Origin of the sequence: Mycobacterium gordonae (assembly GCF_017086405.1) — a bacterium.
In the GTDB taxonomy this organism is placed as follows: Bacteria; Actinomycetota; Actinomycetes; order Mycobacteriales; family Mycobacteriaceae; genus Mycobacterium; species Mycobacterium gordonae_D.
Genome location: NZ_CP070973.1, coordinates 6,117,181 through 6,129,244 on the forward strand (window position 1 = coordinate 6,117,181; position 12,064 = coordinate 6,129,244).

Here is a 12,064-nt window from a genome sequence, read left to right on the forward strand (position 1 = left end):
GAACGCTTTCACCTCCCCTAGCCCGACAGGTTGAAGTTGCCGTTGGAACCGTAGATGGACAGCGAGATCAGCAAGGTCACCGAGACCACCACGATCAGCGAGGTCCGCACCGCGTTGCCGGTGGCGACGCCGACACCAGCTGGCCCGCCCGACGCGAAAAAGCCGTAGTACGTGTGGATCAGGAGAATGGTGATCGCCATCAACACGGCCTGCAGGAACGACCACAACAAGTCGATAGGGTTGAGGAAGGTCGTGAAGTAGTGCTGATATAAGCCGCCCGACTGGCCGAACAGGATCACCGTGGTGAACTGGCTGGCCAGAAACGACAGGCTGACCGCGATGCTGTACAGCGGCGTGATGGCCAGCATCCCGGCGACGATGCGGGTGCTGACCAGATACGAAACCGGCCGGATCGCCATTGATTCCAGCGCGTCGATCTCCTCGTTGATGCGCATGGCGCCCAGCTGGGCCGTCACTCCGGCGCCGAAGGTGGCCGCCAAGCCGATACCCGCCACAATCGGCGCCGCGATGCGGACGTTGATGAACGCCGCGAGGAACCCGGTCAGAGCCTCGATGCCGATGTTGCCCAGCGAGCTGTACCCCTGGACCGCCAGCGTGCCGCCGGCGGCCAGGGTGAGGAAGCCGACGATCACCAGCGTGCCGCCGATCATCGCCAACGTGCCCGCACCCATGCTTATTTCAGCGATCAGACGAATGATCTCGCGCCCGTATCGGGTCACCGCGAAGGGGATCCCGCCAAGCGCCTTGCCGTAGAACAGCGTGTGATCGCCGATTCGGCCCAGACTGCCGACCGGTCGCTGGAGTTGCCGCGTCAGACGCGGATAGACGGCTCTCAGCGCCACGATGAGTGCTTACACCTCCGTTCTCATGAATACCTACTTCGCCGACATCCGGATGCCGATTGCGGTCACAACCACATTGACCACGAACAGCGACATGAACGCGTACACGACCGTCTCGTTGACGGCGTTGCCGACCGCCTTCGCCCCGCCGCCGGTGATCGTCAACCCCCGGTAACAGGCCACCAGCCCGGCGATCAGGCCGAAAAGCGCTGCCTTGACACAGGAAATGATCACCTCGGGCACGCCGGTCAATAAGGTGATACCCGCGGCGAACGCACCGGGGTTCACGTCCTGGACGAACACCGAAAAGATGTAGCCGCCGAGAATCCCGATGATCACGACCAGGCTGTTGAGCAGCAGCGCCACCAGTCCGGAAGCCAGCATGCGAGGCGTCACCAACCGCTGAATCGGGTTGATGCCCAAGACCTCCATCGCGTCGATCTCTTCGCGGATCGTTCGCGATCCCAGGTCGGCGCACATTGCCGTGGCCCCGGCACCGGCCACGATCAGCACCGTCACTAGAGGTCCGACCTGCGTGACCGCACCGAACGCGGCACCTGCACCAGAGAGGTCCGCGGCGCCGAGTTCCCGCAACAGGATGTTCAGCGTGAAGCTAACCAAAACGGTGAACGGGATGGCCACCAACAACGTTGGCGCGAGCGCGACGCGGGCGACGAACCACGACTGCTCCAGGAACTCACGCCACTGGACGGGCCGGCGGAACGCGAACTTGATGGCATCGGCCGACATCGCGAACAGCGCTCCCACGGCTTCCATGGGTTTGGAACCACGACCCAGCACGATGCCCGGGGTCCAGCGCTCCGCTCCCTTACTGGCCATGGCTCTGAGATCCTTTCCGGATCGTGTTGTGCGCGAACAGGTCCCGGTTAACGAATGCCATCATCGGCCGTGACTGCGACGTACCGACGCCCTCCATACGCGCTATCAACCTCACGCCGGTTTTCTCCATTCGGTTGCGTGAGCTGCCGTTCCAGACAGTGTCAGCGGCCCGCGCGCCAAGTCTGGAAGCGTTCGGCGATTATGACTCATACCGCAGCCCGTAGGAACCGAAATCGCACAACCGTTATCTGCGCGAACATCCTTGCCACCCCAAGTCCTAGGTGACCGCGCCCGCGGTCTTGAGTTCGATGATGCGGTCCCAGTCCAGGCCCAGTTCCTGCAGGATCTCATCGGTCTGCTCGGCGAAGCCGGGAGCCGGGCCGGTCTGCGGTGCGGTGACGTCGAACTGGACCGGGTTGGCGACCAGTTCGAGTTCGCCTGCGCGCACTAGGTATTCGTTCGCCCGGATCTGCGCGTCGTCGGCCGCTTGCAGGGTGTCCTGCACCGGCGCCCATGGTCCTGCGAGCGTCGCAAAGCGTTCGCTCCACTCCGAAAGAGTGCGGGTTGCGAAGACTTTGGTCAAGATTTCCACTGCTTCCGCGGTATTGGCGGCGATCGTCTCGCCGTTCGCGAAACGCGGGTCGTCGATCAGTTCCGGACAGTCGATGTGCCGGCACACATCGGCCCAGAACTTGCCGGGCTGCATCATCACCAGGGAGATGTAGCGTCCGTCGGACGTGGGGTAGACCCCCACCAGGGGGTTGACCGGCGAACCATGAATGCCTGGAGGCGGCGCCTGCATCAGCTGACCCAGGTGCTTGGTCAGCGCCACGGTATGCCCGAGCGACCACAGACCGCTACCCAGCAGCGACACGTCGACGACCGACGGTTCGCCGGTGCGCTCACGTTTGAGGAGAGCCGCGGCGATGCCACCGGCCAGGTTGGTGCCGGAGATGGTGTCGCCATACGCCGGCCCAGGCGGATTGATCATGCCCTCATAGCCCATCGGGGTGATGGTGGCCGCGGTTCCGGCTCGACACCAGAAGGCGGTCATGTCGTAGCCACCCTTGGTGGCTTCATTGCCGCGTGGCCCGAGCGCGCTCCCGCGAGCGTAGACGATCTTCGGGTTGATCGCCCGTATGTCGTCGACATCGATGCCGAACTTCTGCCGATGGTCGGGCAGGAAGCTGGTCAGGAACACATCGGCGCGACGGGCGAGTTCGTAGAGCACCTCCTTGCCTTCCGGAACCGACATGTCCAGGCCGATGCTGCGCTTGCCGCGGTTGGCGTGTTCGATATTGGGGTTGGGGTCGCCCTCGACGCGCAACATGCCGGTCTGGCGAAGCCCCCGCTGCGGGTCACCGGTCACCGCGTGCTCGACCTTGATGACGTCGGCTCCCCATTCGCGCAGCACGGCCCCCGCCGACGGGACGAACCCGTACATGGCGACTTCCAGGACGCGGATGCCTTCGAGTGGTTTCACGCGCCTACCCCCTGAGCGGCCGGCATGGCAAACGTCTTATTTTCCAAGAACTCTTCGAGTCCGGCGACGCCCATCTCCCGACCAACTCCGGACTGCTTGAACCCGCCGAACGGGCTGTCCGCGCCGAAGTAGTTGCCGCCGTTGACCGAAAACGAGCCGGCGCGAATCCGGCGTGCCACCGACAGGGCACGGTCCTGGTCGCGGCTGAAGACCGCGCCGGCCAGACCGTAGATCGAGTTGTTGGCGATGCGCACCGCGTCGTCGTCATCGTCGTACCCGATCACCACCAAGACCGGCCCGAACACCTCGTCCTGGGCGATCTCGCTGTCCGGATCGACGTTGGTGAGCAGGGTCGGTGCGTAGCAGAAGCCGGGCTCCAACCGCTTGCCTCCGGTGACCAGCGTGGCACCCGCGGCGACGGCCCGCGCGACCATGCCGTCGACCTTGTCGCGCTGACGCTCGTTGATCAGCGGTCCCATAAAGGTTTTCGGATCGGCCGGGTCACCGTGGCGGACCTTGGCGAAGTTTTGCGCGATCAGCTCGACGATCTCGTCGTGGTGCTTCTTGGGAACCAGCAGCCGCGAGGTTAGCGCGCAGCCCTGGCCGGCGTGGGTGACCATGCTGAACGCGGCGAACATGGCCGCGCCGGCGAAGTCGGCGTCGTCGAGCATGATCACCGCGGACTTGCCGCCCAGCTCCAGGAAGACGCGCTTGACGGTGTCGCTGGCGGCGGCCATGATCTTGCGCCCGACCGCCGTGGATCCGGTGAAGGTCACCACGTCAACGTCGGGACTGGTGGTCAGCGCTTCGCCCACCGCCGGGTCCGACGAGCTGAGCACGTTGACGACGCCGGGCGGGATGTCGGTGTGGTTGGCGATCAGCTCGCCCAGGGCCAGGGTGATCAAGGGCGTGTCCGGCGCGCCCTTGAGTACGACGGTGCAGCCGGCGGCGAGCGCGGGAGGCAGCTTGGCCAGCGCGAGCTGGTTCGGGTAGTTGTAGGCGATGATCGCCGCGACCACGCCCGCGGCTTCTTTTTCCACCCAGCGGTGGTGGCGCATGCCACGCGACTCCGTCTCGCCGAGGTCATCGGAAAATTCATAGGTACGCAACAAGTCGGCGTAGAACCGGACGATGCCGATTGGCTCGTCTAATTGCGCGCCGTGGGTCAGCGCACGGGTGGCACCGACTTCGGCGATGGTCAGCTCGCGCAACTCCTCGGCATGGTCGAGCAACGCCCGGTGCAACTGATCCAGACAACGGATGCGGAACTCGACGTCGGTGGACCAGCTGGTGGTGTCGAAGGCCCGCCGCGCCGCCGCGATGGCCTGCTGCGCCACGTCAACGCCGGCGTCGGGCGCATATCCCAGCACCTCACCGGAGGCGGGGTTAATGGTGGGAAACGTGTTCGCCGTTGTCACCAGCCGGCCGTCGATCAGCAATCGCCGGTCAGGGTTGTTGCCGGACTCGCCGCAGCCACCGGTCGGACGATCACCGACGTGGTTCTTCCCCGTGTCCTGCACTGACATAGGGCCCCTCGCGGTTAATGTGGTGACGGTCACGATAATTTCATTCTCGTCTTCGGCGAATCTTACATTCGGCATCTGAGAACACAAGAAAGCGCCTCGCTCCGATTTGCCGGCCCATGGGCTAAGCGACCGCTCAGCGACACGTCGTTGTAGCCTCTTGCCGCAGGACTGAGGCGGTTTGGCGGCTTGCTTGCACCCCACTTCGGCGTGAGAGTACGATTCTCATAATCGCAAGGGAGATTCTTCGTGTATGAGATCGGCGACGCAACCGGCCGGGTAGAACGGTCATGAGGACGGCGGTAGTGACCGGTGGCGGGTCGGGCATCGGACTGGCCGTCGCACAGCGCCTGCGGGCGGACGGTCGCAACGTCGCCACCATTGACCTCAAACCCTCCGACGACGACCTGTGCTACACCGCCGACGTCACCGATCGCTCGCAGATCGAGGCCGCGCTGTCGGGCATTCGCGAGCGCCTGGGACCGGTGACGATCCTGGTCAACGCGGCCGGACTCGACGGCTTCCAGCGCTTCGCCAACATCACGTTCGAGGACTGGCAGCGGGTGATCGACGTCAACCTGCACGGGGTGTTCCACATGACTCAGGCGGTGCTGCCGGACATGCTGGAGGCGGGGTGGGGACGAATCGTCAACATCTCGTCGTCGAGCACGCACTCCGGCGTTGCCCGCATGTCGCACTACGTCGCCGCCAAGTCGGCGGTCAACGGACTGACCAAGTCGTTGGCACTCGAGTACGGACCCAGTGGCATCACGGTCAACGCCGTCCCCCCCGGCTTCATCGACACCCCAATGCTGCGCAACGCCGAGACTCAGGGGTTCCTGGGCGACGTCGAACAAAACATCGCCCGCACACCGGTGCGCCGCATCGGCAAGCCCGAGGACATCGCCGCGGCATGCGCTTTCCTGTCTTCCGACGAAGCCAGCTATATCACCGGTCAGATACTGGGTGTCAACGGCGGTCGAAACACCTGATCGATGGAGGTTCCATGAAGGTCTGGGTTGATCCGGAACGCTGCCAGGGGCACACCTTGTGCGCGATGATCGCACCGGATTCGTTCCAGCTGAGCGACATCGACGGCAGCTCGGCGGCGGTCAGCGAGGTGGTCCCGGACGATCAGGTCGATCAGGTCCGTGAGGCCGCGCAATCCTGCCCCGAGCAGGCCATCAGCGTGAGCGATTGAACACCAAGGGGGACAACGCTTTGAGCGTTGATGACGTCGTTGCCGACGACCGGAAAAAGAACAGTTACCACTTCGACCGCCACTCAGCGGAGTACCGGTCGCAGTTCAAGACGATCACCGAGGAGATGCACGCCCGCTGCCCGATGGCGTGGACCGACACCTACGGCGGGCACTGGGTCGCGGCCGGCAGCCACGAAGTGTTCGAGTTGGCCCGGTGTCCGGCCGTCTCCAACGATCATGACATCCGGGGCGAACGCCATGGCTACAAAGGTATTTCGATTCCGACCGCCCGCCGGGTCAGCATGGTGCGGGGCGGCATCCTGGAAATGGACGACCCCGAGCACCGCACCTATCGCACGGTGCTCAACCCGTACCTGTCGCCCGCCGCGGTCAAGCGCTGGGAGCCGTTCATCGACGACGTGACTCGCGCCTGCCTCGACGAGAAGATCCAGAGCGGCCGTATTGATTTCGTCGACGACCTGGCCAATGTCGTTCCGGCCGTGCTGACGCTGGCAATGTTGGGCATCCCGCTGAGGAAGTGGAACCTCTACAGCGAACCGGTCCATGCCGCGGTGTACACGCCGGAGCACTCTCCGGACATCGAGCGGGTCACCGAGATGCACCGGCAGATGGGCCTGGACATGGTCAGCAACATGATCGAGATTCGGGAGAATCCCCGCCCCGGATTGGTGAATGCGTTGCTGCAGATGAGGATCGAGGGGGAGCCGGCGCCCGATCTCGAGATCCTCGGCAACTTGGGTCTGATCATCGGTGGGGGGTTCGACACCACCACTGCCTTGACTGCGCATTCGCTGGAATGGCTGTCGGAGAACCCTGATCAGCGCGAGCGGCTCCGCCGTGAACGCGACATCCTGCTGGACCCGGCGACCGAGGAGTTCCTGCGCTATTTCACCCCGGCCCCCGGGGACGGCCGCACCTTCTCCGACGACACCGAACTCGACGGCACGCAATTCAAAGAGGGCGAGCGGCTGTGGATCTCGTGGGCGATGGCCAACCGTGACCCGGCGGTGTTCGGGGCACCCGACGAGGTGGTCCTGGATCGTAAGGGCAACCGGCACTTCAGCTTCGGTATCGGTGTGCACCGCTGTATCGGGTCGAACGTGGCGCGCACGGTGTTCAAGTCGATGCTGAACGCGGTGCTGGACCGGATGCCGGATTACCGGTGCGATCCGGACGGCACCGTGCACTACGAGACCATCGGAGTGATCCAGGGGATGCGCAAGCTGCCCGCCACCTTCACGCCCGGGCCGCGCGTCGGCGCCGGGCTGGACGAGACGCTGGACAAGCTGCAGCGGGCGTGCGACGAGCAGGAACTCGCCCGTCCCATCACCGAGCGCAAGGAAGCCGCTGAGATTTCCTAGCGCGAGCAGACGGCAAAGCGCCTCACTTCGGCACGAAAATGCAGGCTTTGGCGTCTGCTTGCGGACAAACTCAGCCTCGCGGCAGACCGAGGACGCGCTGGGCGATGATGTTGCGCTGAATCTCCGACGTTCCGCCGGCGATCGTGCCGGAAAAGCTTCGTGCGTAACGCTCGAACCAGCTCGCGAAGTAGTCGTCGAGGTTCATCGGCGCATACGGACCGGTGAGCCCCGGGTGCACGAGCCCATCACCGTCGGCGGCTTCCAGCGCGTACTCGCTGATCCGCAGCTCCGCCTCGGAGCCGAGCAACTTCAGCACGGAGATCGCCGAGGTGTCGTCCTCCCCGCGGGAGGCTCGCGCCAGCGCCACCGAACCCAGCAACCGCAGCGCCTGCTTGTCCATGATCGTGGTGGCATACCGGTCACGATCGAGGTCACCGGCGGGATGGAAGTCGGCGAGCATGTTGTCCATGCGGTCGGCGAAGCCAAGCCACATCATGGTGCGTTCGTGACCCAGCGAGCCGTTGGCCACCCGCCAGCCCTGGTTCAGTTCGCCGACTAGGTTCGCCGCGGGCACCGTGGCGTCGGTGAAGAACACCTCGTTGAAGTCCAGATCGTCGTCGGCGCAGATCGACGCGAAGGGCCGGCGCACCACACCCTCGGTGTCGGTGGGGATCAGTAATGCACTGATGCCCTTGTGTTTCGGCGCATCGGGGTCAGTCCGCACGAACGTCAGCAGCACGTCGGCGTCATGGGCGCCGGAGGTCCATACTTTTTGCCCGTTGACGATGAAGTGGTCGCCGTCCAGCACCGCGCGAGTGCGCAGCGCCGCCAGGTCGGAACCGGCGCTCGGTTCGCTCATGCCCAGCGACGCGGTGATCTCAGCGCGCAGAATCGGCACCGCCCAGCGACGCTTCTGCTCCTCGCTGCCGAACGAGATAAGCGATGCCGCAACAATATTCACGCCCTGCGGATTGAGGCTGTGGTAGATGCGCCGCCGGCACAGCTCCTCGAAATACACGTACTGCTGCAACACCGTCGCATTGCGCCCGCCGAACTCGGGGGGCTGGGTCGGCAACAGCCAGCCGCTCTCGAACAGCAGTCGCTGCCAACGGCGCGCCCAGCCCGGCATATGCGACACAGAGCGGGGACGCTCGACAGTTTCGCTCGCCGCAGGGAGGTTTTCGTCCAGGAACGCCGCGAATTCCGCTCGGAACTCCTCGATGTCGCTGTCAAAAGTCAGCTGCACGGTACTCCTCGGCGATTCGCGCCCGGTGTTCGGCGGCGCCCCCGAGCATCAGCTCACCCGCCTTTGCGCGCTTGAGCGCGAACTGTAGATCGTTCTCCCAGGTGAATCCCATGGCCCCGTGCAGTTGTAGCCCGTGGCGGAACACCAGCGACTGGCATTCCCCTGCCGACGCCTTGGCCATCGCCGCGGCCAGACGCCGGCGTGGGTCGTCGGCGGAAATCGTCAGTGCGGCGAAATAGGCCAGCGCCCTGGCTCGTTGCACCGCGACGTGCATGTCGGCCGCCTTGTGCTGGACGGCTTGGAAGGAACCGATGGGAACACCGAATTGGTGTCGGCTGCGGGCGTGCTCGAGCACCAGGTCCAGAATGCGCTGGCAGGCGCCGACCATGGTGAGGGCCATGCCGGTCAGGGCGATGTGGTGCGCGCGCTCCCGGTCGACGTTCACCCGGTCGCTGTCGGGCACCCGCACATCGTGGAAGGACAAATCGGCCACGTGCAGCACCGGGTCGAACACTGATTCGCGCCGGGCGGACAACTGGCCGGCATCGGTGAGGAACACCCCGGCCTCGGTGACCACGGCGACGCGCTCGGCCCGGTCACCGTCGAGAACATGACGGGCGGTGCCGTCCAACACCCAGCCGTCGGCGTCACGGCGGGCCGAGACCCCGTCGTACACCGCCGCGCCGGACACGTCCGGGTCGAATCGCTGTCCCGCCAGCGGTGCGAACTGGCTCATGGTCGCCAGGAACGGAGTGGGGTCGGTGGCGTGGCCCAGTTCTTCCAGCACGATCGCGAGTTCCACCGCGCTGGCCGGATCGTTCAGGTCGGTCCAGCCAAGCTTGCGATAGAGCTTCCACAGCGGCTCGGTGTCGGCACCGTCTTCGGCCACGCCGCGCACCAGAGCAGGCGGACACTGTTTGGTGACGACGTCGCGCACCGTGTCCTGCCACAGTCGCTGATCAGCATCGAACTCCAAGAGCATCCGGGCCGCCTCCCGTCACGATTATCTGGTGAGAATATCATTCTCGTCGTTGGAAGTAGTAATCTCAGAATCTGCCTACGAACTACGGAGGGCCGCCATGACGGACACCGCAGCCGCGCTCTGGGAGATCGAGGCGATCAAGCAACTCAAGGCGCGCTACTGCCGCCACCTGGACACCAAGCGGTGGGAGGACTGGCGGCAGCTCTTCACCGACGACTTCGTCAGCGACACCTCGTCGTCGGGCGGCAAGCGGATCAGCGGGGCCGACGAGTTCGTGGCCTTCGTCCGCGGCGCGCTGGGCAAGCCGTCCCAGCCCACCGCGCATCAGGTGCACGCTCCGGAGATCGAGTTGACGTCGGAGACGACGGCAACTGGCATCTGGGCGCTGGAAGATGTCGTTCGGCTGGGCCCGGGCCTCAACCTCATCGGACGCGGGCACTACCATGAGACGTACGTGAAGGTCGATGGACGCTGGTTCATCCGTTCCTCGACGCTGACGCGGTTACGCGAGGACGTCTTCAATCCATTTTTCTCCGTGCGCGTTTCACCCCGCCTGCGCAATGCGGGCGCCGCGCTGGCACGCCGGTTCGGCCACTGAGGCACGATGAAGAGACTCGTCATCGGCGCCAGCGGATTCCTGGGCTCCCACGTCACCCGACAACTTGTCCAGGCCGGCGAAGACGTGCGGGTCATGATCCGGAAGACCAGCTCTACCAAGGGTTTAGACGATCTCGAAGTGGAACGCCAGTACGGTGAGGTGTTCGACGACGCGGCCCTGCGAGATGCCATGGCGGGCTGCGACGTCGTCTACTACTGCGTAGTCGATGCCCGGATGTGGCTGCGCGACCCGGCGCCGCTGTTTCGCACCAACGTCGACGGTCTGCGCCATGTACTCGACGCGGCGGTCAACGCCGAGCTGCGGAAGTTCGTGTTCACCAGCAGCAGCGGAACACTGGCGATCAGTCAGCACCGGCCGGTCACCGAGGACGATCCCCACAACTGGAACGACGGCGGTGCCTACATCCAATCTCGGATTGCTGCAGAGGATCTGGTGCTGCGGTACGCGTGGGACCAAGGGCTGTCCGCGGTCGCGTTGTGCATCTCGACCACCTACGGGCCGCGTGACTGGGCGCCGACCCCGCACGGCGCGCTGCTCGCCCGAGTCGCGGCCGGCCGGTTCCCGTTCCACCTGGGCTTCTCTTCCGAGGTCGTCGGGATCGAAGATGCAGCCCGGGCAATGCTTCTCGCAGCCGAGAAGGGTCGCTCCGGGCAACGCTACATCATCTCTGACCGGTATCTGAGCACTCAGGAAGTCCATGCGATCGCGGCTCGCGCCGTCGGCCGGCAGCCACCGCGCATCCCGATTCCGATGGGCGTGTTGTATGCGGCCGCCCACGTCAACGACCTCGCAGCGCGGGTGTTGAACCGAGACCTGCCCATGGCGTACGTCGGCGCGCGGATGGCAGACCTGATGTCGCCGCTGGACCACAGCAAGGCCGAGCGCGAACTCGGTTGGCAGCCCGAGCCGGTCGAGGAGTCGATCGCCAGGGCGGCAAGGTGGTTCGTCGCACGGTCGAGGAGCTAGGGCGCGTCGGCGAACGTGCGCTTTATGCCCGTCGGGCAGTGACGGGTCGCCGTAGCGCAGCGCACGCTCGCGCCAAGGGTGCTCGCTTCAGATCGGGAAGGCCCCGTCCCAGTGGTCCAGGTTCACCGCGTGGGCCAGCGGACGGCGCCGCAGCGGCCCGTGCCTACCTTTCGGCCAGCCCACCACGATATGGCCGGCCAACATCCAGTCGTCTGGTACGCCGACGGCTTCCCGCAACAGTTCTTCGCCGCCATAGGAGGCCCAACTGGTCATGCAGGCACCGAGGCCCTGCGCACGTGCGGCGAGCAGGAAGTTCTGCATGGCCGGAAAGATCGACCCGCCCAGCAACAACTCGGACGCCGACGGATAGTGCCGCTGCGCGAACAGTACGGAAGTGAATTCCCCTGCCCGGTCGTGCAATTCATAGGTTGCCCGGTTACTGCGAGCCTGGCGGCTGTCGTCGTCAGGAGCGGGGCGGCTCATGCCGTACACCGGCTCGATCACCGCAAGTGCCTGCGCCGCCGCCTTGGCCACTACCGCCCGCATCTCGGGTGAGCGCAGCACGACGAAACGCCACGCCTGCGCGTTGGCGCCGGAGGGCGCCCACCTGGCCGAGTCCAGGCAGCGGGTCAAGGTGGCGTCGTCCACCGGCTGACCGGTGAAGCGCCTCATCGTGCGCGCGGTCGACATCACCTCCCAGAGGTCATCGCTTGCGGCGGTCACCGACCTCCCTCCGAACTGCCCTCTTCAGTGCGACTTTGACGAACCGCGCCCGGCGCGGTGGCACCGGAGAGGTCAGACCCAGCGTGACATTTCAAGTGATATCTGTAAAGCCAGGCCGGCCGCCGCCACGACTGGGCCAAGCCTTGCGCGGATCGCAATGAAGTGTTTGACCGCCCTGCCGAATTTCCCGGTCATCACCCATCACGACAGGTTACAGACCCGGTCACCGCACCGAA

General features: G+C 65.3%; 12 protein-coding genes. 5 read left to right on the forward strand and 7 right to left on the reverse strand.

Annotation, left to right across the window (positions count from 1 at the left end; all coding sequences use genetic code 11):
• Window positions 1–17: 17 nt before the first annotated feature.
• The 4 genes from JX552_RS26185 to JX552_RS26200 all read right to left on the reverse strand — a co-directional run bounded on the left by JX552_RS26185 (window position 18) and on the right by JX552_RS26200 (window position 4,712).
• Window positions 18–863, reverse strand: a complete 846-nt coding sequence (locus JX552_RS26185; protein ID WP_205874702.1) for an ABC transporter permease — start codon at window positions 861–863, stop codon at window positions 18–20.
• Between the two features lie 33 nt (window positions 864–896).
• The gene (locus JX552_RS26190; RefSeq protein ID WP_055580562.1) at window positions 897–1,703 is read right to left on the reverse strand and encodes an MlaE family ABC transporter permease; all 807 of its coding nucleotides are present in this window, start codon (window positions 1,701–1,703) and stop codon (window positions 897–899) included.
• Window positions 1,704–1,980: 277 nt separating this feature from the next.
• Entirely contained in the window at window positions 1,981–3,186 is a 1,206-nt protein-coding gene (locus JX552_RS26195; RefSeq protein WP_205874703.1) for a CaiB/BaiF CoA transferase family protein, read from the reverse strand.
• The gene (locus tag JX552_RS26200; RefSeq protein ID WP_205874704.1) at window positions 3,183–4,712 is read right to left on the reverse strand and encodes an aldehyde dehydrogenase family protein; all 1,530 of its coding nucleotides are present in this window, start codon (window positions 4,710–4,712) and stop codon (window positions 3,183–3,185) included. Before JX552_RS26200 ends, JX552_RS26195 begins: the two co-directional genes overlap by 4 nt.
• A 287-nt stretch (window positions 4,713–4,999) precedes the next feature.
• Here JX552_RS26200 and JX552_RS26205 point away from each other — a divergent pair, with 287 nt between their 5' ends.
• From JX552_RS26205 to JX552_RS26215, 3 genes are read left to right on the forward strand one after another with little or no spacing between them, the layout of a single operon-like run.
• Entirely contained in the window at window positions 5,000–5,701 is a 702-nt protein-coding gene (locus JX552_RS26205) for an SDR family NAD(P)-dependent oxidoreductase (protein WP_205874705.1), read from the forward strand.
• Window positions 5,702–5,715: 14 nt separating this feature from the next.
• Window positions 5,716–5,910, forward strand: a complete 195-nt coding sequence (locus JX552_RS26210) for a ferredoxin (RefSeq protein ID WP_205874706.1) — start codon at window positions 5,716–5,718, stop codon at window positions 5,908–5,910.
• Between the two features lie 20 nt (window positions 5,911–5,930).
• Window positions 5,931–7,292, forward strand: coding sequence for a cytochrome P450 (locus JX552_RS26215; RefSeq protein ID WP_205878697.1), 1,362 nt, complete (start codon window positions 5,931–5,933; stop codon window positions 7,290–7,292).
• 70 nt (window positions 7,293–7,362) lie between these two features.
• Here the strand turns inward: JX552_RS26215 and JX552_RS26220 are convergent, their stop codons facing one another.
• Both JX552_RS26220 and JX552_RS26225 read right to left on the reverse strand, forming a co-directional pair.
• Entirely contained in the window at window positions 7,363–8,538 is a 1,176-nt protein-coding gene (locus JX552_RS26220) for an acyl-CoA dehydrogenase family protein (RefSeq protein WP_205874707.1), read from the reverse strand.
• Window positions 8,522–9,520, reverse strand: coding sequence for an acyl-CoA dehydrogenase family protein (locus JX552_RS26225; RefSeq protein WP_205874708.1), 999 nt, complete (start codon window positions 9,518–9,520; stop codon window positions 8,522–8,524). Before JX552_RS26225 ends, JX552_RS26220 begins: the two co-directional genes overlap by 17 nt.
• A gap of 97 nt (window positions 9,521–9,617) precedes the next feature.
• On the opposite strand from JX552_RS26225, the gene JX552_RS26230 reads away from it, so the two are divergent.
• Window positions 9,618–10,118: a nuclear transport factor 2 family protein gene (locus JX552_RS26230; protein WP_205874709.1), complete on the forward strand. Its 501-nt coding sequence runs from the start codon at window positions 9,618–9,620 to the stop codon at window positions 10,116–10,118.
• Between the two features lie 6 nt (window positions 10,119–10,124).
• Window positions 10,125–11,105, forward strand: a complete 981-nt coding sequence (locus tag JX552_RS26235; RefSeq protein ID WP_205874710.1) for an NAD-dependent epimerase/dehydratase family protein — start codon at window positions 10,125–10,127, stop codon at window positions 11,103–11,105.
• 87 nt (window positions 11,106–11,192) lie between these two features.
• On the opposite strand, the gene JX552_RS26240 is transcribed toward JX552_RS26235, so the two are convergent.
• Window positions 11,193–11,795 (reverse strand): nitroreductase family protein, encoded by a 603-nt coding sequence (locus JX552_RS26240; protein WP_205878698.1) that lies wholly within the window; start codon window positions 11,793–11,795, stop codon window positions 11,193–11,195.
• Window positions 11,796–12,064 lie beyond the last annotated feature (269 nt).

Coding starts and splice junctions, on each gene's coding strand:
- JX552_RS26190 (WP_055580562.1), bottom strand. CDS start 1,703: ATGGCCAGTAAGGGAGCGGAGCGCTGGACCCCGGGCATCGTGCTGGGT.
- JX552_RS26235 (WP_205874710.1), top strand. CDS start 10,125: ATGAAGAGACTCGTCATCGGCGCCAGCGGATTCCTGGGCTCCCACGTC.
- JX552_RS26230 (WP_205874709.1), top strand. CDS start 9,618: ATGACGGACACCGCAGCCGCGCTCTGGGAGATCGAGGCGATCAAGCAA.
- JX552_RS26200 (WP_205874704.1), bottom strand. CDS start 4,712: ATGTCAGTGCAGGACACGGGGAAGAACCACGTCGGTGATCGTCCGACC.
- JX552_RS26225 (WP_205874708.1), bottom strand. CDS start 9,520: ATGCTCTTGGAGTTCGATGCTGATCAGCGACTGTGGCAGGACACGGTG.
- JX552_RS26240 (WP_205878698.1), bottom strand. CDS start 11,795: ATGTCGACCGCGCGCACGATGAGGCGCTTCACCGGTCAGCCGGTGGAC.
- JX552_RS26205 (WP_205874705.1), top strand. CDS start 5,000: ATGAGGACGGCGGTAGTGACCGGTGGCGGGTCGGGCATCGGACTGGCC.
- JX552_RS26210 (WP_205874706.1), top strand. CDS start 5,716: ATGAAGGTCTGGGTTGATCCGGAACGCTGCCAGGGGCACACCTTGTGC.